Source organism: Butyricicoccus sp. OF27-2pH9A, from assembly GCF_027693185.1.
In the GTDB taxonomy this organism is placed as follows: Bacteria; Bacillota; Clostridia; order Oscillospirales; family Butyricicoccaceae; genus Agathobaculum; species Agathobaculum butyriciproducens.
On sequence record NZ_JAQEXK010000001.1, the window covers coordinates 445,574 to 466,895 of the forward strand.

A 21,322-nucleotide genomic window follows, 5' to 3' on the forward strand; every position below is an offset into this window, starting at 1 on the left:
TTCACATTTTATTATAGAATTCAGAACTTTTCTCTCCCCTACCGCATTGTTTTCCGTGTCTGCCGCTCCCGCCTGCGGCCTGCGCTTTGCACCTGTTTTTTTAATATCTCGCTATCGTGCGGAAAACGCGGCATACTGTCATTACAGAATTTCGCATTTTCCGTCCTAAACAACAAGTAAAAAAGCATATATCTCAATATTTTATAAAAATACGCAATCTTTCTCCCGCCTTTATTTTTCACTCACAGGCTGCATTTTCACCACTTTTTATAGGTTGTTGCTGCCGTTTTCCGCGTATGCTGACCGTCTGTGCCGGTCAAATTATAGATTCTTGCTCAACTCTATCAAATACAAGAAGTTAGAAGAAAAACCGCGTCCAAGGGACTACAATAGAATCATCAAAGGAAAGCCGAACGCAAACGGCGAAAGAACGGATAACGGAGGAATAAATATGTTATTCACCATTTTTCTGTAGTAGTTATCCTTGCAAACATGGTCTTTACGCAGACCGTGCTGTATCAATAAGATAATTATGCTCCGGCAAACAATCATCACACACACTCTCTAATTTCACACACATCTCCATTTCACCGGCGCAGCCACCCTCTCTCTCGGCTGCGCCATTCTTCTATTTGTAAGTAAGATAGAAAAACACCGTGCCAAGCGTTACTGCTCTGCACGGTGTTTTCCGTTTTACGATTCCTCTTCTTCACTTTTTCCTTTTTCGCTGTGCGTGATGCTCTGCTTGAACGACTGCCGGAACTTGCCGGGCGGTGTGCCGGTGTACTTCTTAAACATGGTGTTGAAGTGACAGATACTGCTGAAGCCGAGTGTGTCCGCAATCTCGGCGATCGGCATGCCGGTATTCATCAGAAAACCCTGCGCCTCACCAATCCGGCGCTTCATCACATACTGCATAGGCGGCACGCCGAACTCCTGCTTAAATACATGCGCCAGATAATACTCGCTCACGCGCAGTCGCTCCGCCACCATACGCAGCGTGATCGGCTCACAGTGGTGTGCATCCAGATAGCGCCGCACGCGGTGCGCCAGCACAGACGGCATTTCACGCTGCTGCTCCTGCTGGTGGATACGACTGCGGAGCAGGGAATCGGTCAGATTCAGCATTGCCTCTGCCAGACTGCAGCACACGGCATGCAGGTTTCCCGCATCGGCGCTGAGCAGATACAGCAGGTGCATGGTCTCGCCTACCTGCCTTGCAAGCTGTCCGCACGAGACGACCGGACACTCCCCTTCCGCGATCAGGCAGTTGGGCGGCAGACCTTCTACATTGACATCGGTAATTGCGACGCTGTACGACCGGATCTGCCGCACCTGATCGGGTTCCTCGCCGTGCAGCACACCCTGATTGCAGACAACAATGTCGCCCTCTCCAATCGGATAATACCGGTTATCCACCATGTACTGTCCTTGTCCGCTGCACACATAGAACAGCTCCAGACGGTTGTCGTGCATATGCGGAAGTATAGACTGCTGGTTGTTGTAATTGCGATCGATCGAAATACAGTTGAAGAATGTTCCGCTCAGTTTACAAGGCTTGTTTCCCATGTATACTCCCTCCCAAGAATCGCAAGATTACGAAAGCCTTCCCTCGATTTTCTTTCTTCCCCTCGGAAAATCCTGCTGTTTTTTCCACAAGAACACGATAACGCTCTCACGGACTTTGTTTGTATAATAATCACAAGAAAAGCGTAAATGATTCAAAAACAGCAGTTTATATCGTTGTTATGTTCGATATTTCAACGTTGTTCTTCTCTGTGTGCAATTATTATATCATAGAAGCACAGAAAAAAACTTCTAACATACTGCTTTTTGAGCAAACGCGTCAATTCAGGTTTCAGAGTAAAAAAGGAGTGCAAGAAAAAATGGCAAACAAGGTAAGAATCGGTCTGCTGGGTGCAGGCAGAATCGGCAAGCTTCACGGCGAAAATCTGGCACATGCAGTGCCGAACGCAGACCTCTACGCAGTGGCTGATCCGTTCATGAACGATGCGACCCGTGCATGGGCAGCGGACATGGGTATCGAGAAGTGCTACGATGATCCCGAGATGATCTTTGGCGATCCGACCATCGAGGCCGTGTTCATCTGCTCCTCCACCGCAACGCATGCAGACTTCATCATGCGCGCTGCGCAGACCGGCAAGCACATCTTCTGCGAGAAGCCGATCGACACCAAGCTGGCAAAGATCGAGGAAGCACTCGCTGCGGTAAAGAAGGCAGGCGTTAAGCTGCAGGTCGGCTTCGTGCGTCGCTTTGACCACAACCACAAGGCCGTCCGCGATACGGTCGCTTCCGGCAAGCTGGGCAAGCCCAATCTCATCAAGGTCACCTCCCGTGATCCCGATCACCAGCCGATGAGCTATATCAAGGTTTCCGGCGGTATCTTCATGGACATGACCATTCACGATTTCGACATGGTCCGCTATCTGGCAGGCAGCGAGGTTACCGAGGTTACCGCTTACGGTGCAGCGCTCTCCGGTGCAGGCTACGAGGAATACGGCGATGTGGACACCGCCATTGTAATGATGAAGTTTGAGAACGGCGCACTCGGCGTGATCGACAACTCCCGTGCCGCACACTACGGCTACGACCAGCGCACCGAGGTGCACTGCGACCAGGGCTGCGTGCAGGTTGCAAACGATCTGAACAACACCGCCATGATCTCCTCTGCCGCAGGCGTCGAGGTTGCAAAGCCGACCTGGTTCTTCCTCGAGCGCTACAACAACGCATTCATCGCAGAGGCAAAGGCGTTCACCGATGCCGTTCTGAACGACACCGACACGCTGGTTACCGGCTTTGACGGTCTGCAGCCGGTCAAGATCGCAATGGCAGCAAACCTGTCCATGAAGGAAGGCCGTCCGGTCAAGCTGAGCGAAATCGAGTAATTTATCCCTGCATATCACAGGAAAAGAGAAGAAAAAGAGTTATTCGGCAAGCCGCCGCACTCGGCGGCGGCTTCCGTTTTTTGAGAAAAGAAAGAGGGGTTGCTCCTTATGAGTGAAAAGAACAACACGGCCTCCCTTGGCTGGGGAACCCGTATCTCCTATGGTTTAGGCGATACCGCCTGCAACATTGTGTTCGGTATGATCACCGCGCTGCTCACCCTGTTCTATACGGATTACTGCGGTATTCCGGTCGTTACCGTCGGTCTGGTCATGCTGATCTCGCGTATTTTTGATGGCTCGTCCGACGTTATCATGGGCATCATCGTAAGCAAGACCAAATCCAAATGGGGCAAGGCCCGTCCGTGGATCTTGTGGATGAGCGTACCGTATGTTCTGTGCGCGGTTGCGATGTTCTGTGTGCCGCACAGCAGCAGCACGACCGTTCAATTCTGGTACATTTTTGTTACTTATAACCTGTGCACCACCGTATGCTACACCGCAATCAACGTGCCCTACGGCACCCTGTCCACCATGATGACCCGCTCCTCGCACGAGCGCGACCTGCTGTCCGTTGTGCGTATGTCACTGTCTCCGATTGGCAAGATCATTGCCGTAACCTTCACCATGCCGGTCATCAAGCTGTTCGGCAACGATCAGGCCGCCTGGATCAAGACCATGAGCATCTGGTGCGCCATCGCACTTGCTCTGCTTGTCATCTGCTTTGTTCGCTGCAAGGAAACCGTCAATTTCGAGGCCGCGCAGCAGGAGCAGCCCAAGGTTCCCGCTTCCCGTGCGCTGAAAGCCCTGCTGGGCAACCCGTATTTCTGGGCAACGCTCGTTCTGTGGACTGTCACCTGCGTACATACCACCATCATCGGCACCGATCTGCCGTATTACTGCAAATATGTTCTCGGCAACGATGAATGGTATTACAGCGTCATTTACACCTCCGAGATCGTCGCACTGATCGTTGGCGCGCTGATGTGTCCAATACTGCTGCAGAAATTCAACAAGCGCAACCTGTCGCTCGCCGGCTGTATCGTAGTTGTTATCGCCCATGCACTCATTATGGTAAACCCGATGAGCTTCCGGTGGATTCTGGTAATGACCATCATCCGCTCGCTCGGTCAGGCTCCGCTGACCTCTCTGGTATTCGGCATGATGGGCGACGTTGTAGAGTACGGTCAGTGGAAGAGCCATCTGCGTCAGGAAAGCCTGATCTTCGGCGGCGGTTCGCTCGGCTTTAAGATCGGCACCGGTATCACCAGTGCGGTTATGACTGCCATGCTCGAGGGCGCAGGCTTCCTCAGCTCGGTTACCGGCGGTGCTATGCAGCCGACTTCCGCCCAGCAAATGATTTCCTCTATCTTTAAGTTCGGTCCGATTCTGGTCTGGATCGTTGCCATTATCGTCCTGCTGTTCTACAAGCTGGATAAGATTTATTCCACTATTATGAAGGAACTCACCGAGCGTGAAGCACGCGGTGAAATGTAAAGGAGACTGTCTTATGCTGAAACTCGGATATAACGAAGCAACCTGCAAGGAAAATTCCACAGTTGAAAACGACCTGCTGCTGTGTGAAAAGTACGGCTATGACTATATCGAGCTGCGTCTCGATATGCTGCAGGAGTATCTCAAGACCCACACCACAGACGATCTCAAGGCGTTTTTTGCAAAGAGCCATATCAAGCCGTTTGCATTCAACTCCATTGAAAACATCAACTTCTGCACGCCGGAGGAGTGGGAAAAGCTTGTAGAGCTGTTCACCTTCGGTTGCAAGGTGGCTCAGCAGATCGGCAATCCGTACATTATTGTTGTGCCGACCGTTACCAACGAGATCTGCACCAAGAACGAGAAGGAGATCTTCGACGACTCGGTGAAGGTGCTGAACGAACTCGCCGACATTGCTGAGCCGTACGGCGTCAAGCTGTCCTTTGAGCCGATCGGTGACAAGAAATGGTGCGTCAACAGCGTTCGTCAGGCGCTCGAGATCGTAAACGCCGTCAACCGCGACAGTGTTGGTCTGACCGTGGACTGCATCAATGTTTACCTGCACGACAAGTGCGCGGACGTTGATTTCATCCGCAAAATTCCCAAGGAGAAGCTGTTCGTGTTCCACATCAACGACTGCGAGGACCTGCCGCTCGGCATCCTCGACCACTGCCACCGTCTGATGCCCGGTCTGGGCGCCATTCCGGTGCAGGAGGTTGCTGATGCGGTACAGGCAGTCGGCTACGACGGCCCTGCGTGCCTCGAACTGTTCCGTCCGGAATACTGGAGAATGCCTGCTGAGGATGTGATCCGCATGGGCGCGGAAACCACCCGTCCGTTCCTCGGTTAATTTTCCCGAATCGCAGATCAAATTCCACATTCAATTTATTCTCTCTTATTTATATTCAAGTCTCCAAACAGAATACAAATATAATTTTCTCCACAAAAGGACGGAAGGTACTTGGACCCTTCCGTCCTTTTGCTTTCCATCACATCAGACAATCCTGCAAAACCCCAAAGGGCGCTCCTTCGAGCGCCCTTTGGGGTTATGGAAAGACCTGACTTTCGTCAGACCGATCGCACTTGTCTTTACCGCAGCGTGAGCACCATCAGCACAACTGCCGACACGCTCAGCACAAGGCCGATAATGCGCGTCAGCCGCGTTACGCCGCGGATGCTCATCGCGTGAAAGCTCTCAAACGAGGTGACCGGATACGGAAACGCGATAAACGCCAGTCCCGCAACAAGCTGACCGGCATACGCACCGATCATGCGCAGCGGACTGTCACCGCCGAAAAATGCACTGATAACAAATCCGATGCCGCCCAGAAAGACCAGAAGATACAGCGCGGTCTTGAATCGCTTATCCAGCTTGATATACTGTTCGGTCTTTGCCGCACAATCCGCGCAGCACACCTCAAACGAGCGCGTGCGCACCTTTACCTTAGTCGGCTTTTCCGGCAGATCACCGCCGCAGTATACGCATTTTTCCTCCATAATGGTCCCCTCCTGCAAAATTTATTTCTGTCGGTAGGTCTGGAATGCCTCCAGCACCGAGCTGATCTGCTCGTCATTCAACAGCTTCGGCTCCTGACCGGCTGCCTTACAATTATAATAGAGCTGTGCGCAGAATTCGATCTGCTCGGACACATCCAGCGTGTAGCTGATATTGCCGCCGACGCACAGCAGACCGTGATTTCCGAGAATGCAGGCGTAATTATCGCCCATGCCGTCCAGCGCCGCCTGTGCCAGTTCATAAGTGCCGAACGGCACATACGGAATGCACGGCACCTCTCTGCCCGAATACGCCACCAGATAGTGCAGCGGCGGAATGCTCCAGCCGAGACACGCCAGCGTAGTAGCGTAGCGCGGATGCGTGTGCACGACCGACTTGATGCCCGGGCGCTTCTGGTAGAAAATACGGTGCATGTCCACCTCGGAAGATGGCTTGCGGTCGCCGTCCGCCTTTTCACCGTCGAGCGTCATAACGACCACATCGCTTGCGTCGGTCTTAAAATAGTCCATGCCGCTCGGACTGATGGCAAACAGGTTCTCCTTCTCGTTGTAAATGCTCAGGTTGCCGAAGGTGCCTGCGGTCAGACCGCGCTTGAGCATTTCCTGTCCGTATACAACGATTTTCTCTCTTTCTTCCTGCAAAAGCATTGCGTTTCCTCCTTACTCCAGTGTAATGGACACATGATTTACCACCCGATCGGTCACTCCGTCAGCCAGAAACCGATCGACCTCACGCATAAGCAAAAACGGCGCCCGCGGGATCGCGTCTACCGTGGTGCCCGCAATGTGCGGCGTTAGCAGCACGTTGTCCATCTGCAGCAGCGGATCGTCCACGGCGAGCGGCTCGCTGTCGTACACATCCAGTGCCGCGCCTGCCATGCAGCCCTGCTGCAGCGCCTCGACCAGTGCCGGCTGATCGACCAGACCGCCGCGCGCGGTGTTGATAAAGTACGCCGTTTTTTTCATGCGGGAAAAATACTGCATGCCGATCATATGCTCGGTATCCGGTGTCAGCCGCAGGTGCAGCGATACAATATCGCCCTGTTCAAACAGGATTTCAAGTGAATCGACTAGCTTGATTGCACCGAGACCGGCCTTTTCCAGCTTTTCCGGACTGGTGTATGCGTCATACGCGATCACCGGCACGCCGAGTGCCAGCAGACGGCGCGCCAGCGCGCTGCCGACGTTGCCGATACCGGCCAGCGCCACTGTATGGCTGGAAAGCGTCATCAAATGGTCCGAGTTGTAAAAGCTCTTCATCCATACACCTTCGCGCATTTTGCGGTGCGATAGCGCGATATCGCGCGTCAGATCGAGCATCATGCCGAGGGCAAAGTCCGCGACCGGCTCTGCATTGCGGATAACGTTGAGCACCGGAATATTGCGCTCACTTGCAGCTGCAAGGTCAATGTGCTCCATGCCGCCGCGGCAGGTCAGGATGACCTTGAGGTTAGGCGCTTTCTCAATCAGCGCACGCGGCACCGGATTGAAATGCACGAGCAGAACCTCTGCCTCGCCGATCACCTCGTCCAGACCGTCCGCATACGGTACGGCTTCCGGACCGTTCCGCTCGAGTTTAAGCTGCCGCGAGGTGAATTCCTGCTTGTCGGAGCCGCCCCACATCAGCTTGGTGATCCTGCCGCAGCAGAGTGTGCTTTGCTGCACCGCCTGCTCCATCGTGTCCGGCGAAACAAAAGCATCACCGACCAGTACGATATTCTGCGGCTTTTGTATCAGTTCCTTCATCTTTTCCTCCTCTTCGGAATAAAACACCAGCCGGCTGCGCTGCATTTGTTTGCAGCAGCAGCCGGCTGTTTTCAGTTTAGAAGCAATCGCTTAGTATGCCGAGTAAGCAGCAGCAGCGTTCTCCAGATAGCCAACGAAACGCTCCTTGTTCTTCTTGAACAGGAAGTACAGTACGAAGTATGCAATGACAACCGCACCGATGATGATCGGATTCTGAGACCAGAATGCGTAGAACAGACCGGCGATCAGCGGGTGGCACATAATACCGAAGCTGATGATGAATACGCCTTCCTGTGCCAGCTGGAAGCCTGCGTCAACAGCGACCTGCGTAAAGGTCGGTGCGAGAACGGACGCAACAACCAGGCCCAGAGAGAACCAGATCGCACCGGAAACAACGCTCTTTGCGATGTTGCCGTTGGATACGCAAACAAATACCTCAACCATGTACGGCAGAGCGCACAGGTCAGCCATCGGCAGGATGGTGTTGCCCGGAAGAACAAATGCTACAACCAGCATGATCGGGATCAGCAGGATGCCGGTAACCAGTGTATTCGGCTCGCCGTAACCGCATGCATCGTTAACAGAAAGATACCACTCACGGCCTTCGCCGGACTTGGCAGCCTTGGACTTGTACGCATCAGTCAGAGTGGTAAATGCGCTTGCGAAGATACCGGCTACCTTCGGGAATACTGCCATGATCGCTGCGGTGGAAACGGCTGCAGAGGATACCGTACCCCAAGCCGTCAGCGCACCCTCGCCGACCAGAGCGTTGAAGTTGCCGATGATGCCGATCAGAGCGCCGACAACCAAGCCGATGAACATAGGCTCACCGAGGATGCCGAGCTTCTTCTGCAGGGTCTGTGCATTCAGCTTGATCTTGTCAAAGCCGATCTTTCCAAGGAACCAGTTCATGAATACCGCAAACGGCAGGCTCTCCAGATGATGAGGAGCGGTCATGCAGCAGTTATCGTAATCATAATAGGTAGACCAGCGCTTTGCGCAAGCCTCAGAGAACAACAGGATGTACAGCAGCTGAACGACCATCAGAGCCATGGAGAGCATCATGTTGTCGGTCAGAGCATACAGCATGGAACCCCAAACCATGAAGGAGTAGTTGTTCCACAGATCGGATGCCATAAATACGTTTGTCCACTTGGTGAAGAACAGCACAAGCTGCAGAATGATTGCAACGCCGATGAAGATCAGGCCGACCTTGGTCGAATACGCGATAACCGACGTGGACTGCCAGCCGGTATCGAGCGTCGGCAGATTTACGCCTGCGTTCGTAACCATCTGGTTGACAACCGGTGCGATAATCGCGGAATAGCTGTTGATAACGAGGTTGAAGCCCGTCAAGCCGACTGCACACAGCAGTGCCGTGTTAAATGCCTTCTTACCGGTAACACCCATACACTTTGCAATGATAAACAGAATAACCGGTACGAATACTGCAGCACCGAATGCACTGAATACATCACTTAATGTTTGAAAGAAACTTGCCATGCTTGGAACCACCTTTCTTTTTACCCTTTTGCCTTTACTCTTTGCTATGGATGACTATGAGAAAATGCGCCTTACCCTTTACGCATTTGCCTCCAGGATCTTCAGGCAGTCATCGACTACCTTGTCCTCGGACAGACCGGTCAGCATGCCGACTGCCTTTACCTTCGGGATGCCGAAGTCCTCGTAAACCGGGCTTACACATGCAATCAGATCAAACTTCTTGCCGGTGATCTCGGTCGAAATGCTGTTCGGACTTGCTTCCACCATGGCAGCGTCCCAACCCTTTTCCTTCAGGCGCTCTTTGAGCTTGCCTGCTACCATTGCGGAACTTACGGTACCCGAACCGCATACACACAGAATGTTACAAGTTTTCATCATTTGACCCTCCAATAAATTAGATTTAACCGTGTTTTGAACAGAACCGCAGTCCTGTAATCAACCAATGTACTTCTGAGCCGCCTCGAACAGCTCGTCTTCATTTTTTGCTGCGCGGAATGCAGCAACGACCTCCGGCTGCTGGAATACGCCGAGCACCTTCTGCAGCAGCTCGACCTGCTCATCCGGATTCTTGATGGCCATCATGAACAGCATTTCCGCCTGCACCTTGGTATCCGGATCGCCCATATGTTCAAACTCGACCGGGTGCTTAAGCTGTGCGATGCACACGCCCGGGCGGTTAACATGCTGCGGATCGGTGTGCGGCATAGCTACCGCGATATCCGCCAGCTGCAGACCGGTCGCGTAATTCTTCTCACGCGCAACAACTGCATCAATATAGGTGTCCTTTACGAAGCCTTCATCGTAAAAACGCTGACCGACCTTGCGGATTGCCTCCTCGGCGTTTGCCGCTTCCACATCCCGCAGGATCAGATTGCGAAAGGTTGCCTGTTCCATCTTTGCTCTCCTTTTCTCTTAGCTGCTGTTCTTAGTCGGTCAAGCCTTCCAGAAACTCCATAATCTTTGCACCGGATTCCTGCTCGCTGGCACCTTCTACCTCGATCTTGATCGCTGAACCTTTTTTCAGACCTGCGGTCAAAATTCCAATTACATTTTTGGGGTTAATCGTGCCTTTTTCGCAGATCAGACGAATATCATCCGGAATATCCTTGCACAGCTTGGCCAGCTGGCTGGCCGGACGTGCGTGCAGACCGGTTGGATTTTTTACAACAAATTCACTGGTGAACATGGATGTTCCTCCTATTCCTACTATTCCTATGGAATATTATCGCAATTCCTATGGGCAATATCATATTGGATTTTTCGCTTTTTGTCAATACGTTTATTGACATTCTATACGAAAAACGCTATACTTTGTGTTGTGAACAAATGTTCATCTAACTTTTCAAATTTTTAAGGAGGCCTATTATGAGCAGCCGTACCGATTTGCTCGTACGAATCTCCGAGCTTTATTATCAGCAGAATCTCAGCCAGCAGGATATCAGCAAAATCACCGGCATTTCCCGTCCCACCATCTCCCGCCTTCTCGATGAAGCGAAGGAGACCGGTGTGGTTGAAATCATCGTTCATAGTCCGATCAACAAAAATCCGCAGCTTTCGCACCTTGTTCGTACGACCTTCGGTTTACGCGATGCGGTCATCGTTGCCGGAGATTATGAATTCGACCAGTCCCTGACACGCTGTGCACACTGTGCAGTAGATTTTCTTTCGACCGTACTGGAAAACAACATGTCTATCGGCATTTCGTGGGGCCGTGCACTGGAAGCACTGTGCGATGTCCTCGAACCGACCGATTATTCCGACTACTATAATGTAACTGTTGTGCAGATGGTCGGCTGCCTCGGCACCGGCAATCCGCGTGTGGACGGCCTCGAGCTTGCGCTCCGGCTTTCCAAAAAGGTGCACGGCACCTATTCCAACATCTATGCACCGGTCTATGTGGACAGCGAGTTGGTTTACTCCTATCTCACCGCCGAGCCGCAGATTGAAGCAACACTCAAGAAGGCAGGTTCGGTAGATATCATCCTCACCGGCATCGGTTCGCTGAATGACGCCAACGGCTCACTTTATAAATCCGGCTGCTACAACGCTGAGGAACGCAAGGAGCTGATGCGCCGCGGTGCGGTTTCCAGTCTGCTCGGCCGCATGTTTGACATCAACGGCAACGAGGTTCAGCTGGACAGCCGCTACGTCATCTCCGCTCCGTTGGAGGCAATGCGCACTCCGGCGTGGTCGATCGGCATCAACGCCAGCGCCGAAAAGGCAGAGTGCACGCTTGCCGCCGTGCGCGGAAAATACATCAACGTACTGGTCGCGGACGAGGCACTCGCCCGCCGCATGCTGGAAATGGAAGGCGTTGCCGTTCCCGAATAAGCACCCCTTTTTAGAATCAACCAATACCGCAACAGCGGTATTGGTTTTTTCTTTTCTCTCATTTCTTTATCATAATCAGTTCATTCTTTATCCGTCGTGGGATTGCTTATTGCAGACTGTCATCCAGCACGATAACACCCTTGGCGCCTTCGCCTCGGATCATCTTGTCAAAGCCGTCGCGCCATTTCTCCAGCGGATCGATTGAGGTGACGATCTTTTCCGGTACAACTGTGCCTGCCGCCAAAAGCTCCAGAGCCTTGACCCACGAGGACGGCTTCTGGCTGCGGGAGCCAACATAGTTGATCTCGTGATGCAGGATCAGGTCGGTCCAGATACTCTCATGCGATTGCGGGAACACGCCCATCTGTACAACTGTGCCCTTGCGGCGTACCAGCTCAAGCGCCTTGTTGGCTGCCGGAACCGCACCCGAGCACTCAAAGCACTTGTCCGCACCGACACCGTTCGTCATCTCCATCACGATATCCTTGATGTTCTCGGTCTGCTGATCAACACAGCGGTCCGCGCCTGCACTCTTTGCAATCTCAAAGCGTTCCGCATCGTGGCTCAGTCCGGCAACGATAACGGTCGCGCCCTGACTCTTTGCCACCTGCATAACCATCTGGCCGATCGCGCCGACACCGAATACCACGCAGATATCGCCAGGCTGTACATTGCCCTTCTCGATAGCAGCATGTACGCCGCACGCAAGCGGTTCGGTGAGCGCGGCACTCAGCAGCGATACGTTATCCGGCAGGACGTGAACGCTTTCCTCTCTGCTGACCAGATACTCAGCCATCGAGCCATTAATCTGGGTGCCGATGCCCTGCCGGTTGCCGCACAGATTGTAATCCTTGGATTTGCACATCGGGCATACGCCGCAGGTCTTGAAGGTGGTCTCGCTGGTAACGCGGTCGCCCACCTTAATATTCTTTACATCCGGACCGATCTCGGTGACTACGCCGGAGAACTCATGGCCGAGTACGACCGGCGGCTTAGTGCTCGCGTAGGTACCCTTAAATGCATGAAGATCAGTGCCGCAGATACCGGAGTACGCGATCTTGATCTTTACCAGATCTCCGGTCGCTTTGGGTTCCGGAATATCTGTATACTGCATATGATCAAAACCGGTCTCCGTTTTCACAACAGCTTTCATAATTCATCTTCCTTTCATGGAACTCGCGGGAATGTTTGAAATTTTGTTCATTGTTGTGAACCGTTTTCCGAATTCCTTTTATCTCATTATAGGCAATATAAACAGTCTCGTCAAGCTATTTCCGCGCTTTAATCGTCGTTTCTCACTATTTAACCAATTTCGTCAACTTGTTTTTGGCACAAATGACAAGTTTTCTATCGTTGACATTTGTTCTTGTATGTGAAATAATCTTTTTAAGAGATCGACACCGCAACCCACAGCACCGGCTGTTCGTATAGGTATTGGATTCAGAAAGGAGTCATGCTCTTATGAGTGAAAAAAATTATTCCACCGCCGATATTCAGGCGGTCGCTAACGGAATCCGCAAGCAGATTCTCGGCGTTGCACTGAAAACCGGCGGCTGCTATCTGGCACAGGCGTGCTCGTCGGCAGAAATCATCGCCTCCCTGTACACCCGTGTGATGAACCTCGGTCCGTCCGTCGGCAGCTGGGAGCCGATCCCGTTCCCCGGCGTTCCGGGGCCGGATAATATGGATTATCAGCGAGGCTCCTCCTATAACGGCGCTCCCGCACCGGATAAGGATCGTTTCTTCGTATCCTGCTGCCACTATGCTTCGGTTATCTACGCCGCACTGGCAGAGACCGGCCGCATCAGCCCGGACTGCATGGACAAATTCAATGTAGACGGCTGGAACATGGAAATGATCGGTGCGGAGCACTCTCCCGGATTTGAGAATACCGCAGGCTCGCTTGGCCAGACCATCTCGATCGCAGGCGGCACGGCCCATGCTCGTAAGCGCCGCGGCGACACCGGCAAGTGCTATGTTCTGCTCGGTGACGGTGAGCTGCAGGAAGGTCAGACCTGGGAGTGCATTCAGGCTGCCGGCTACTACAAGCTGGATAACTTCATCGTTGTAATCGATGCAAACGATCAGCAGGTTGAGGGCAGGATTGAGGATCAGATGACCGAGGAGCCGCTGATCGACCGCTTCACCTCGTTCGGCGCAGTCTGCGTTGAGGCAAACGGCCACGACATTGAGGACTTCTGCAAGGCATGTGAGACCCCGCATGAGGGCAAGCCGCTCGTTGTTATCGCACGCACGCACGGCTGGACCGGCGTTAAGCCGCTCGAAAAGCCGCGTTCGATGCACTTTATCCGCATCGGCGCTGACGAGCGTGATGAATTCCAGAAGATCTATGACGAGATGTGAGAAGGAAGGAGTTCAAAATGAAGATCGAAGTTAATACACATGAAAAAAATATGATCCGCTTCGCAGCCGAGCATCCGGAGGTTCTGGTTATGTCGGCCGACCTCGGCTCCTCCTGCGAAGTAAAAAAGTTCCGCCAGACCTACCCGGACCGCTACCTGACCATGGGTATCGCCGAGCAGAACATGTGCTCCTGGGCAGCCGGCATGTGCCGTGAGGGCTACCGTCCATTCCTGCACACCTTTGCGGTATTCCTGTATCGCCGCATCCTCGATCAGCTGGAAATGAGTGTTGCTTATCCGAATCTGCCGGTTGTATTCGTCGGCTTTGTGCCGGGCATTACCACGCCGGGCGGTGTTACCCACCAGTCCATCAACGACATCGGCGTACTGCGCACGGTGCCGAACATGGCCATCTTCGACATCGGTGATGCAACCGAAATCGAAGGCGTGCTCGATCTGGCATACAACTACAACGGTCCGGTTTACATCCGCATGCTTCGCAAGGAAGTTCCGCGCCTGTTCCCGGCAAACGAGCCGATGCAGTTCAACCGTGCCCGCGTGCTGAGTGAAGGCGATGACATCGTTCTGCTGTCCTCCTCCATCTGCACTGAGGAAGCAATGCGCGCTACCGCAGTTCTGAAGGAAAAGGGCGTTTCCGTACAGCATATGCACGTTTCCACCCTCAAGCCGTTCACCGACCCGACCATCGTTGAGGCCATCAATAAGAGCAAGTACGGCGTTGTTACCATCGAAAACCATCTGGATATCGGCGGTCTCGGCTCCGCTGTTGCTGATGTTATCGCAGAGAACGGACTGGGCAAGCGTCTGGTCAAGATCGGCCTGCCGGGCTATCCGCACGGTGCGTCCAAGATGTATCTGATGAAGAAGTACGGCATTGATGCCATGCACCTCGTATCCGCTGTCGAGGACCTGACCGGCAAGAAGCTCGGCGTTGCAGAGTCCGATCTGGAAGCCGTTCGCTTTGTAGACTTCCTGGAGGTATAAATGGGCTTTCGCGCCTGTGTCTGGGATTTGGACGGCACGCTGCTCTATACCCTGCCGACCATTCACCATTACTGTAACCAGTCCCTTCGTCATTTCGGCTTTCACGGCATTACACTCGACGAGTGCCGTGACCTGTGCCGCCTTTCTATCGCGGAGTTTTACCATAAGCTGCTGAAGCTCGGCGGCTGCCCGCCTGATCGGGTTGCCGCACTTCAGCCCGCGATACGCGATTACGACTGCGCCGCGTACCTCAGCGATTTCACCTATCTCACCCAGCCGTATGCAGGGGTGTGTGAAACGCTTGCGGAGCTAAACCGCCGCGGCATCAAGAACGCCGTTCTGACGAATAAACCCAACGCCGTTGCCTGTGCGCTCATCGACCGATTTTTCGGAGATGCGATGGAGCTGTGCGTCGGACAGACGCCGGAGACCATCTCCAAACCCGATCCACACTCGATGGACCCTGTGCTTGATCAGTTGGGCATACCGCGTGAGCAGATACTCTATGTCGGTGACACCGATGTGGACATGCAGACCGCACGCAACACGCAAACGGCAGCCGCTGCTGCCGCATGGGGCTATCAGCCGCTCGAAATGCTGCTGCCCTACCATCCGGAATTCATCGTCCGCAGACCGGAACAGCTGCTCACGATTTTTTAGGAGGAATTCACCATGTTTTCGGAAATGAAAAAAGAAATCATCGAAGCCGGTATCCTGCTCGACCGCTATGAGCTGGTATCGCTGACCTGCGGCAACCTGAGCGTGCGCATGCCGACCGGCGAGATTCTCGTTACGCCGTCCGGCATGATGTATGAGAAGATGGTCGAGGATGATATGATCGTCATGGATATCGACGGCAATGTCATCGAAGGCACCCGCAAGCCCTCGTCCGACACACCGGCTATCCTGCATATCTTCCGCGAGCGTCCGGACATCAACGCCGTTATCCACACCCACCAGCCGTATGCGACTGCGGTTTCGCTCATTCCGGGCCTGACCGAGTTCCGCGTATGCATTACCGCACTGGCCAATGCCGCTGGCGGCAATGTGCCGATCACGCCGTATTCGGCTGCAGGCTCGATCGATATGGGCATTGATACCGTCAAGTATGTCGGCAACGGTCATGCCGTTATCCTGTCTCAGCACGGCGTTATGACGGTCGGCAAGGACCTCAATCAGGCGCTGTACGCTGCGGTCTACCTCGAAGAAGCCGCAAAATGCTATCTGGCTGCCCGCGCAGCCTGCGTCAACGGCGAGATCAAGCAGATGAGCGACGCGCAGATTCAGCAGATGGTTGACGTATTCCAGTATTACGGTCAGGGCACTGCCAAGATTCCGGAGGATCTGGTAAAGCGAATCGACTAAACTCACACAGTCTGCCTATTCACTCAGATAGAAATTTCCAAACCAAACCTTAAGGCAACACCCCTCTAATAAAATCAGGACGGAAGGTCTCTCGAGCCTTCCGTCCTGATTTTTTGATTTATTCTGTTAATTAATCGATCGGCGTAAATTCGCCTAACTGCTCGGTGCCGGTCACGATTGCCTTTCCGTTTTCGACCGTCACCACATAATTTTCCTCATAACTGTTATCCGAGTCGTCTATCTTCATCACATTGACATAGTATCCGCCTGCCGGACGGCTTTCCACAAAATTGACGCGGCTGTTCGTCCAGCCGGTTGTCTGGCAGTAATTCAGCGCGGCCTGCGATGCCATATCCTCCGGCCGGATCTTCTCCTGCTGTCCGCCTGCACTCTTTTCGTAATTCAGAATGGTATCCACATTCGCTTTTTCCGTGGCATTCAGCATATTGTTGGAGTACGCACTGTCCGCATGATACCACTCCGCCGAGGCAAAGAAAATTTTCCATTCATCCGTGGTAAAAGTATAGCCGTGCCGCGCATAAATCTCGTTGCGCACAGCCGCAACCTCATTTTGCGTCAGCTTGGACAGATCATCCGTGGTAATGGTTTTCGTGTCCGTCGGCCACAGTTTATTGCTGCCAATTACGGTATCGGTCAGCGAAAGGTCGATAGACTTGGTCGCTGTGCCCTCGTACAGCATGTAGGTCGGCGCCGCCTGTTCCGCCGCTAGCTCCTGCTGAGTCTGCGCTGCCGCGTCACCGAACGTACAATGGAACGTAAACGGTGCAATGCTTTCGTCCCAATCATCCGACGAGCCAGTCAGCGTGATGTCAAAATCCGCCTTTTCCAGTGCCGGGAAGGTGATGATGCCGGTCGTGCTCGCGCCGACCATCAAATCCGACTGCAGCTCCGGATAATCAGCATAGGAGTTATACTCCCGCTCGAACTGCTTGCCGTTCTGCACGATTTTTGCGCTGGAATCGTAGATACTGAACGCCGCTGCACCGTTGTTCGTCACCGTAACCGCAACGCGTGTTTCCTTTTCCGCCAGCTCCACCGAGTCGACCGAAACCGTGTAGCCGCACTGTGTCTGCGCCGCTGTCTGCACCGTCGCGGTGTACAGCGTCGGCGCACAGGCCTCCTGATAAGTTACCACCTCTACCGAATCCGCAACGATCGCAGGCGCGGTGATTTTGCTGCCCAGTGCGTTTTCGCCCTCGTGTTTACCGGAAACACTGCCTAAAATATGCACATAATCATCATCCTGCAGCTTGAGCGAGGTGTCCTTGCAGGCTACGATCGTGTTGCGCTCTCCGTTCCCCGGGTCTCCCCACATCTGGAAATACACGCCGTCGTCATCGTACTCTGGCTCGTTGAACACACGGCCGTACAGCTCGAGCGTGCGGCCCTTGAACGAATCCGGATCGCTGTACATCTGCGTGATCTCGTCCTCGCTCATCGGCGAGGTGTCGGCCGGTGTGCTTGAGCCGCAGCCGGATAACAGCAGCAGCATGGCAAGCAAACCGCAAATTTTTTGTTTCATGATTCTCCCTGCTTTCTTTTACTTGTTTAATAATTCCTGCATGTGCTGGCTTGCCTCTGTGATCGACATGCCGGCCACCGAATACGTTTCGTAATCCCGTAGAATTTCATCCCGCACAGCACTGTCCATCACTCGGTAGCACTCGACCTCTTTCTCAAATCCGTCCGAAGTCGTCAGCGTGCGCGTTCCGCTCGGATACGCATACACCGTTGTTGCACCTGACTGGGAAAATGGTTTGGTGGTGATCAGAACATACTGTTCATCGCCCGGATAGGTGTTCATATCAATGTAGCCCTGTATCAACGATGGAATAAAGTCGTTCGTCACATTATTCGCCAGATACTCATATGTGCCCGTCATAGACTCCTGCGCCGCATCGATTGCCTCTCCCACAGCACTGATTACGCTATTTTGGCTGTTTGCGGCAGAACTTTTCAACTTGTACTGCAGATAAAACGCATGCTCTTCGGTTTTATCTGCGGCGCTCTTTGCACCGGACATACCGCCCGAATAGTCCGAACGGTATTTCTTGTCCAGTTCGTCCATCTTCTTCTGGTCGTCACAGATCTGATCCCACGCCGTGAGCACGTCCTTCATCTGCTCTGTCTCCGGAAACGCCTGCCTGTAGATTGTGAGATAACGGTCGAGCTGTGTGCGGTCGTCCTGTTCGATCAAATCCGGTAGCATCTGCTGATAATAGGCGTACACCCAGTTCTCCTTCACGTGGGAGAGTTTTTTCGCTGCCTTCTCGATGTTATCCTTGCCCAGCGCTTTCTCTATTTTTTTGTTGGCGCGTTTCTGTTGGCGCGCCAGCTTCTTAGCAGCTTTCTCCTCCTGTCTTTGCTGCTTTTCTGCCTCCTTCTGCTGTTTCTCTGTCTCAGCCTTCGCCGCCTGAACTGCCTCTTCCTGCTTTTTCTGTTCGGAGGCCGCCTGCTGTTCCGCCTGAGAAGTTGTTTCTTGCTCTACGGTTTTGTTTTCTGTCGCTTCAGATGTTGTTTCGGTGGCCTGCGATTCACCCTGTTCTGTTGGTACTGCCTCCGCTGAGGTGGTCGTGCTGCTCTCCGGCGCAGTGACAACCGCCCATACCACGAATGCGACACAAAGTGTCGAAACAATGAATTTCGTCCGCAGTTTCAGCTTGTACCGCGGATATTTGTGATTGAAAATCAGCCGCGCAACTGCTAATCCAATGCCCACAGCCGTGCCGAATGGAGGCATGACGAACAAAAGTATGATACTGATTGGCCAGCGCAGAATCAGCGGCAGTTTTCGCTCAGCAAACGATTCTGCTAACACTACCGCTGGTTCTGCCGATTGTTCCTGTTTTTTCTTAAAAAACATACGGTTTCACCTGCTTTATATTCATTCTGCACTGGATACCGTTCCTCCGGACGAATCCGTCTCTCCGTAAACCGCAGAGAACAGACCTGCCGAAATCAGCGCCGGTGCCTCCTTGCCGTTGATCTGCACCGAATCTACCTGGAACGTATCCCCGTAGATGCCAAACACAATGCGAACCTGTACCTGCTCGCCGGAATACGTGCAGTTTCCCTGAAAATCGACTCGCTCCTGCGTACCTTCCTCGTACGCCTTCCACTTGGGCGAGCCAAAGAAATTATCGAACGCATCGCCTACCGTAACCGTTGTGCTATACTGCGACAGATACGCATTACGCACCTTTGCCGTATCGTCCAGTGCCGGAGACAGCACAGCCATAGAATATGCCGCTGCAGCGATAATCAGCACTACGCTGATTATTAAGCCGTTACGCCGTGCATGCCGCATGCGCTTGTACAGCTGATACGGATTGACTGGTGCCGCAGGCTCGAAAATCTTGCGGATATACGCTGCCAAGCACATTGCCTCCTCGGTCTGCCGCATGTTTTTGTTCAGCTTACCGTTCGTCTCTGCCTGCACGGTCAGCAGTGTGTCCTCCATGTGGATAGTGTACGTGCCATATCGTCCTGCAATGGAAGGCTGTCCAAATTCATCATAAAACAGATTGCGATTGTCCGGATACTGTAGTCCCTCCTTTAGCTTCTGATAAATGGCTGCATAATCCAGAGGTTCAGACAATTTGAACTGACTGCCGCCTTTTTTATACTGCCCGATCACATGGAAAGCGCGTCCCCAGAATGTCCAAACCAGATACGCTACGACCGCAAGAATCATAATTGCGCCTATCATACTAATTTCCTCCGTCTCTTTTACTGTGGGGCGGTGCCCCCTGTGAGTTACTTCCATTATACGCTATAAGTTTATATATTTCCACCCTAAAAGTTCATTTTTCATTACAACTGTACGGGGTACACTAAATAGAAAGAATGAACGGAGGAACAGCATGGACTGGGTGGCTATCGGAGGACGTATCCGCAAGCAACGCGAATATTTAGGACTGACACGCGAGCAATTTGCTGAAAAACTGGATATTACCCCCAAGTTTTGTGCAGATATTGAACTGGGAACCAAGGGTATGTCCGTGCCGACACTATGCCGTATTGCAACTACGCTCAGTCTATCCACTGACTATATTCTGTTCGGAAAACAGGAGAAAAAAGATAAGTTAGGGATGCTCAAAGCACTTTCTCCGATGGTGGAGAGTGTAACACCCGGGCAGCTTCCGTATCTGGAATCCATACTGAAAACGGTTATCAGTGCCATGAATCATAAAGATACAAAGTGAAAGAAAAGCCGTATGCTGAGAGCATACGGCTTTCAATTACTTGTTCAATAGCTTTGCTCGTTCATAAAATCGCGTTTTGCTCATACCGAGCTGCTTCATCGCTTGCACCGCAGTGATTTCTCCATTACGCCAGCGAGCAACTACGCACTCAAAATTGGGATAATCCTTTGCCGGTCTGCCTCGATATTTCCCTTGAGTCCTAGCGATGGCGATACCTTCTCGCTGGCGCTGTAAGATATACTCACGTTCCAGCTCTGCGACTGCTGCGAATACGGTCAGCATAAATTTGCCGGTCGGTGTGGTGGTGTCGATCGCTTCTTTGCGGCTGACAAACTCTACCTGCTTTTCGGTCAGACGCTCTACCAGATCGAGCAAATCACGAGTGTTGCGGGCAAAGCGGCTGATGGACTCGACAATAACCGTATCACCGCGCCTCACATATTCCATCATACGACGCAGTTCGGGACGGTCAGCGTTCTTGCCGCTGGCCTTGTCGATGAACAGCTCATCGACACCGAGGTCGCGGAGCATAATTTCCTGTCTGGCGGTATTTTGTTCCTCTGTGCTGACACGCACATAACCAATTTTCATAGTATGTTCTCCTGTCAAAAAAAGAATTTCCCGTTTAAGTCGGTGGAAATTTCGGGACGTTCCAAAACTCCAAAACCGACTTAAACGGGACGATTTCCAAGCGTCCCGTATAGGTATACCCAAACGGAACTGTTCGTTACGGTTGTTTTCAGTATTCGTCACGCTCGATGAATTCGAGCATTGCCTTGCGCTGAATACGCCAGCGATTCCCGACACGGAACGCCGGAATTTCGTTTTCGTGCAGCAGCCGCAGCATGGTGCCGCGGCTGACCTGCAAAAT

Annotated in this window: 23 protein-coding genes; 9 read left to right on the forward strand and 14 right to left on the reverse strand. The window is 52.8% G+C overall.

Features of this window, described 5'->3' with window-relative positions; genetic code table 11:
* Positions 1-693: 693 nt before the first annotated feature.
* A complete protein-coding gene (locus PG722_RS01990) occupies positions 694-1,569 on the reverse strand; it encodes an AraC family transcriptional regulator (RefSeq protein ID WP_270579493.1) in 876 nt (291 codons plus the stop codon).
* A gap of 317 nt (positions 1,570-1,886) precedes the next feature.
* Between PG722_RS01990 and iolG the strand changes: the two genes are divergently transcribed.
* The 3 genes from iolG to PG722_RS02005 all read left to right on the forward strand — a co-directional run bounded on the left by iolG (position 1,887) and on the right by PG722_RS02005 (position 5,247).
* On the forward strand, positions 1,887-2,906 hold the full coding sequence (gene iolG, locus PG722_RS01995; RefSeq protein WP_118729049.1) for an inositol 2-dehydrogenase: 1,020 nt from the start codon (positions 1,887-1,889) through the stop codon (positions 2,904-2,906).
* A gap of 108 nt (positions 2,907-3,014) precedes the next feature.
* Positions 3,015-4,400: an MFS transporter gene (locus tag PG722_RS02000; protein WP_270579494.1), complete on the forward strand. Its 1,386-nt coding sequence runs from the start codon at positions 3,015-3,017 to the stop codon at positions 4,398-4,400.
* Between the two features lie 13 nt (positions 4,401-4,413).
* The gene (locus PG722_RS02005; RefSeq protein WP_243022881.1) at positions 4,414-5,247 is read left to right on the forward strand and encodes a sugar phosphate isomerase/epimerase family protein; all 834 of its coding nucleotides are present in this window, start codon (positions 4,414-4,416) and stop codon (positions 5,245-5,247) included.
* 239 nt (positions 5,248-5,486) lie between these two features.
* On the opposite strand, the gene PG722_RS02010 is transcribed toward PG722_RS02005, so the two are convergent.
* The 7 genes from PG722_RS02010 to PG722_RS02040 form a co-directional block, all read right to left on the reverse strand.
* Entirely contained in the window at positions 5,487-5,894 is a 408-nt protein-coding gene (locus PG722_RS02010) for a TRASH domain-containing protein (RefSeq protein ID WP_270418051.1), read from the reverse strand.
* 21 nt (positions 5,895-5,915) lie between these two features.
* Positions 5,916-6,560 (reverse strand): L-fuculose-phosphate aldolase, encoded by a 645-nt coding sequence (locus tag PG722_RS02015; protein WP_118479018.1) that lies wholly within the window; start codon positions 6,558-6,560, stop codon positions 5,916-5,918.
* A gap of 12 nt (positions 6,561-6,572) precedes the next feature.
* Complete coding sequence (locus PG722_RS02020) at positions 6,573-7,658, reverse strand: 2-hydroxyacid dehydrogenase (protein WP_270579495.1); 1,086 nt, start codon at positions 7,656-7,658, stop codon at positions 6,573-6,575.
* A 90-nt stretch (positions 7,659-7,748) separates the two neighbouring features.
* Entirely contained in the window at positions 7,749-9,161 is a 1,413-nt protein-coding gene (locus PG722_RS02025) for a PTS galactitol transporter subunit IIC (RefSeq protein ID WP_118729053.1), read from the reverse strand.
* Positions 9,162-9,239: 78 nt separating this feature from the next.
* Entirely contained in the window at positions 9,240-9,539 is a 300-nt protein-coding gene (locus PG722_RS02030) for a PTS sugar transporter subunit IIB (protein WP_199667385.1), read from the reverse strand.
* Positions 9,540-9,596: 57 nt separating this feature from the next.
* Positions 9,597-10,055: a PTS sugar transporter subunit IIA gene (locus tag PG722_RS02035; RefSeq protein ID WP_118479014.1), complete on the reverse strand. Its 459-nt coding sequence runs from the start codon at positions 10,053-10,055 to the stop codon at positions 9,597-9,599.
* A gap of 31 nt (positions 10,056-10,086) precedes the next feature.
* Positions 10,087-10,347: an HPr family phosphocarrier protein gene (locus PG722_RS02040; RefSeq protein ID WP_118479012.1), complete on the reverse strand. Its 261-nt coding sequence runs from the start codon at positions 10,345-10,347 to the stop codon at positions 10,087-10,089.
* A 179-nt stretch (positions 10,348-10,526) separates the two neighbouring features.
* On the opposite strand from PG722_RS02040, the gene PG722_RS02045 reads away from it, so the two are divergent.
* Positions 10,527-11,492, forward strand: coding sequence for a sugar-binding transcriptional regulator (locus PG722_RS02045; RefSeq protein ID WP_118479010.1), 966 nt, complete (start codon positions 10,527-10,529; stop codon positions 11,490-11,492).
* A 106-nt stretch (positions 11,493-11,598) separates the two neighbouring features.
* On the opposite strand, the gene PG722_RS02050 is transcribed toward PG722_RS02045, so the two are convergent.
* On the reverse strand, positions 11,599-12,645 hold the full coding sequence (locus PG722_RS02050) for a zinc-binding dehydrogenase (RefSeq protein WP_270579496.1): 1,047 nt from the start codon (positions 12,643-12,645) through the stop codon (positions 11,599-11,601).
* 308 nt (positions 12,646-12,953) lie between these two features.
* Here PG722_RS02050 and PG722_RS02055 point away from each other — a divergent pair, with 308 nt between their 5' ends.
* The 4 genes from PG722_RS02055 to PG722_RS02070 are packed head-to-tail and all read left to right on the forward strand — an operon-like array spanning position 12,954 to position 16,225.
* The gene (locus PG722_RS02055) at positions 12,954-13,856 is read left to right on the forward strand and encodes a 1-deoxy-D-xylulose-5-phosphate synthase N-terminal domain-containing protein (protein ID WP_118284910.1); all 903 of its coding nucleotides are present in this window, start codon (positions 12,954-12,956) and stop codon (positions 13,854-13,856) included.
* A gap of 17 nt (positions 13,857-13,873) precedes the next feature.
* Positions 13,874-14,860 (forward strand): transketolase family protein, encoded by a 987-nt coding sequence (locus tag PG722_RS02060; RefSeq protein WP_118479004.1) that lies wholly within the window; start codon positions 13,874-13,876, stop codon positions 14,858-14,860.
* Positions 14,861-15,520 carry an HAD family hydrolase gene (locus tag PG722_RS02065; protein WP_118761345.1) on the forward strand — a complete coding sequence of 220 codons (660 nt, stop codon included), beginning with the start codon at positions 14,861-14,863 and terminating at the stop codon, positions 15,518-15,520. It abuts the gene before it with no gap.
* A 12-nt stretch (positions 15,521-15,532) separates the two neighbouring features.
* Positions 15,533-16,225 carry a class II aldolase/adducin family protein gene (locus PG722_RS02070; protein ID WP_110436230.1) on the forward strand — a complete coding sequence of 231 codons (693 nt, stop codon included), beginning with the start codon at positions 15,533-15,535 and terminating at the stop codon, positions 16,223-16,225.
* Positions 16,226-16,355: 130 nt separating this feature from the next.
* Here PG722_RS02070 and PG722_RS02075 read toward each other — a convergent pair whose 3' ends face one another.
* The 3 genes from PG722_RS02075 to PG722_RS02085 are packed head-to-tail and all read right to left on the reverse strand — an operon-like array spanning position 16,356 to position 19,955.
* Positions 16,356-17,768, reverse strand: coding sequence for a YARHG domain-containing protein (locus tag PG722_RS02075; RefSeq protein WP_270579497.1), 1,413 nt, complete (start codon positions 17,766-17,768; stop codon positions 16,356-16,358).
* Positions 17,769-17,786: 18 nt separating this feature from the next.
* Positions 17,787-19,109, reverse strand: coding sequence for a hypothetical protein (locus PG722_RS02080; RefSeq protein WP_270418057.1), 1,323 nt, complete (start codon positions 19,107-19,109; stop codon positions 17,787-17,789).
* A gap of 21 nt (positions 19,110-19,130) precedes the next feature.
* The gene (locus PG722_RS02085; protein ID WP_270418058.1) at positions 19,131-19,955 is read right to left on the reverse strand and encodes a hypothetical protein; all 825 of its coding nucleotides are present in this window, start codon (positions 19,953-19,955) and stop codon (positions 19,131-19,133) included.
* 154 nt (positions 19,956-20,109) lie between these two features.
* Between PG722_RS02085 and PG722_RS02090 the strand changes: the two genes are divergently transcribed.
* Complete coding sequence (locus PG722_RS02090; protein WP_117751228.1) at positions 20,110-20,451, forward strand: helix-turn-helix domain-containing protein; 342 nt, start codon at positions 20,110-20,112, stop codon at positions 20,449-20,451.
* 36 nt (positions 20,452-20,487) lie between these two features.
* Here the strand turns inward: PG722_RS02090 and PG722_RS02095 are convergent, their stop codons facing one another.
* On the reverse strand, positions 20,488-21,042 hold the full coding sequence (locus tag PG722_RS02095; protein WP_270579500.1) for a recombinase family protein: 555 nt from the start codon (positions 21,040-21,042) through the stop codon (positions 20,488-20,490).
* 148 nt (positions 21,043-21,190) lie between these two features.
* On the reverse strand, positions 21,191-21,319 hold the full coding sequence (locus PG722_RS14140) for a helix-turn-helix domain-containing protein (RefSeq protein ID WP_442867816.1): 129 nt from the start codon (positions 21,317-21,319) through the stop codon (positions 21,191-21,193).
* Positions 21,320-21,322 lie beyond the last annotated feature (3 nt).

Bases quoted from the DNA above. Each gene is read 5' to 3' on its own strand.
- PG722_RS01990 (WP_270579493.1), bottom strand. From the start codon at position 1,569: ATGGGAAACAAGCCTTGTAAACTGAGCGGAACATTCTTCAACTGTATT.
- iolG (WP_118729049.1), top strand. From the start codon at position 1,887: ATGGCAAACAAGGTAAGAATCGGTCTGCTGGGTGCAGGCAGAATCGGC.
- PG722_RS02000 (WP_270579494.1), top strand. From the start codon at position 3,015: ATGAGTGAAAAGAACAACACGGCCTCCCTTGGCTGGGGAACCCGTATC.
- PG722_RS02005 (WP_243022881.1), top strand. From the start codon at position 4,414: ATGCTGAAACTCGGATATAACGAAGCAACCTGCAAGGAAAATTCCACA.
- PG722_RS02010 (WP_270418051.1), bottom strand. From the start codon at position 5,894: ATGGAGGAAAAATGCGTATACTGCGGCGGTGATCTGCCGGAAAAGCCG.
- PG722_RS02015 (WP_118479018.1), bottom strand. From the start codon at position 6,560: ATGCTTTTGCAGGAAGAAAGAGAGAAAATCGTTGTATACGGACAGGAA.
- PG722_RS02020 (WP_270579495.1), bottom strand. From the start codon at position 7,658: ATGAAGGAACTGATACAAAAGCCGCAGAATATCGTACTGGTCGGTGAT.
- PG722_RS02025 (WP_118729053.1), bottom strand. From the start codon at position 9,161: ATGGCAAGTTTCTTTCAAACATTAAGTGATGTATTCAGTGCATTCGGT.
- PG722_RS02030 (WP_199667385.1), bottom strand. From the start codon at position 9,539: ATGATGAAAACTTGTAACATTCTGTGTGTATGCGGTTCGGGTACCGTA.
- PG722_RS02035 (WP_118479014.1), bottom strand. From the start codon at position 10,055: ATGGAACAGGCAACCTTTCGCAATCTGATCCTGCGGGATGTGGAAGCG.
- PG722_RS02040 (WP_118479012.1), bottom strand. From the start codon at position 10,347: ATGTTCACCAGTGAATTTGTTGTAAAAAATCCAACCGGTCTGCACGCA.
- PG722_RS02045 (WP_118479010.1), top strand. From the start codon at position 10,527: ATGAGCAGCCGTACCGATTTGCTCGTACGAATCTCCGAGCTTTATTAT.
- PG722_RS02050 (WP_270579496.1), bottom strand. From the start codon at position 12,645: ATGAAAGCTGTTGTGAAAACGGAGACCGGTTTTGATCATATGCAGTAT.
- PG722_RS02055 (WP_118284910.1), top strand. From the start codon at position 12,954: ATGAGTGAAAAAAATTATTCCACCGCCGATATTCAGGCGGTCGCTAAC.
- PG722_RS02060 (WP_118479004.1), top strand. From the start codon at position 13,874: ATGAAGATCGAAGTTAATACACATGAAAAAAATATGATCCGCTTCGCA.
- PG722_RS02065 (WP_118761345.1), top strand. From the start codon at position 14,861: ATGGGCTTTCGCGCCTGTGTCTGGGATTTGGACGGCACGCTGCTCTAT.
- PG722_RS02070 (WP_110436230.1), top strand. From the start codon at position 15,533: ATGTTTTCGGAAATGAAAAAAGAAATCATCGAAGCCGGTATCCTGCTC.
- PG722_RS02075 (WP_270579497.1), bottom strand. From the start codon at position 17,768: ATGAAACAAAAAATTTGCGGTTTGCTTGCCATGCTGCTGCTGTTATCC.
- PG722_RS02080 (WP_270418057.1), bottom strand. From the start codon at position 19,109: ATGTTTTTTAAGAAAAAACAGGAACAATCGGCAGAACCAGCGGTAGTG.
- PG722_RS02085 (WP_270418058.1), bottom strand. From the start codon at position 19,955: ATGATAGGCGCAATTATGATTCTTGCGGTCGTAGCGTATCTGGTTTGG.
- PG722_RS02090 (WP_117751228.1), top strand. From the start codon at position 20,110: ATGGACTGGGTGGCTATCGGAGGACGTATCCGCAAGCAACGCGAATAT.
- PG722_RS02095 (WP_270579500.1), bottom strand. From the start codon at position 21,042: ATGAAAATTGGTTATGTGCGTGTCAGCACAGAGGAACAAAATACCGCC.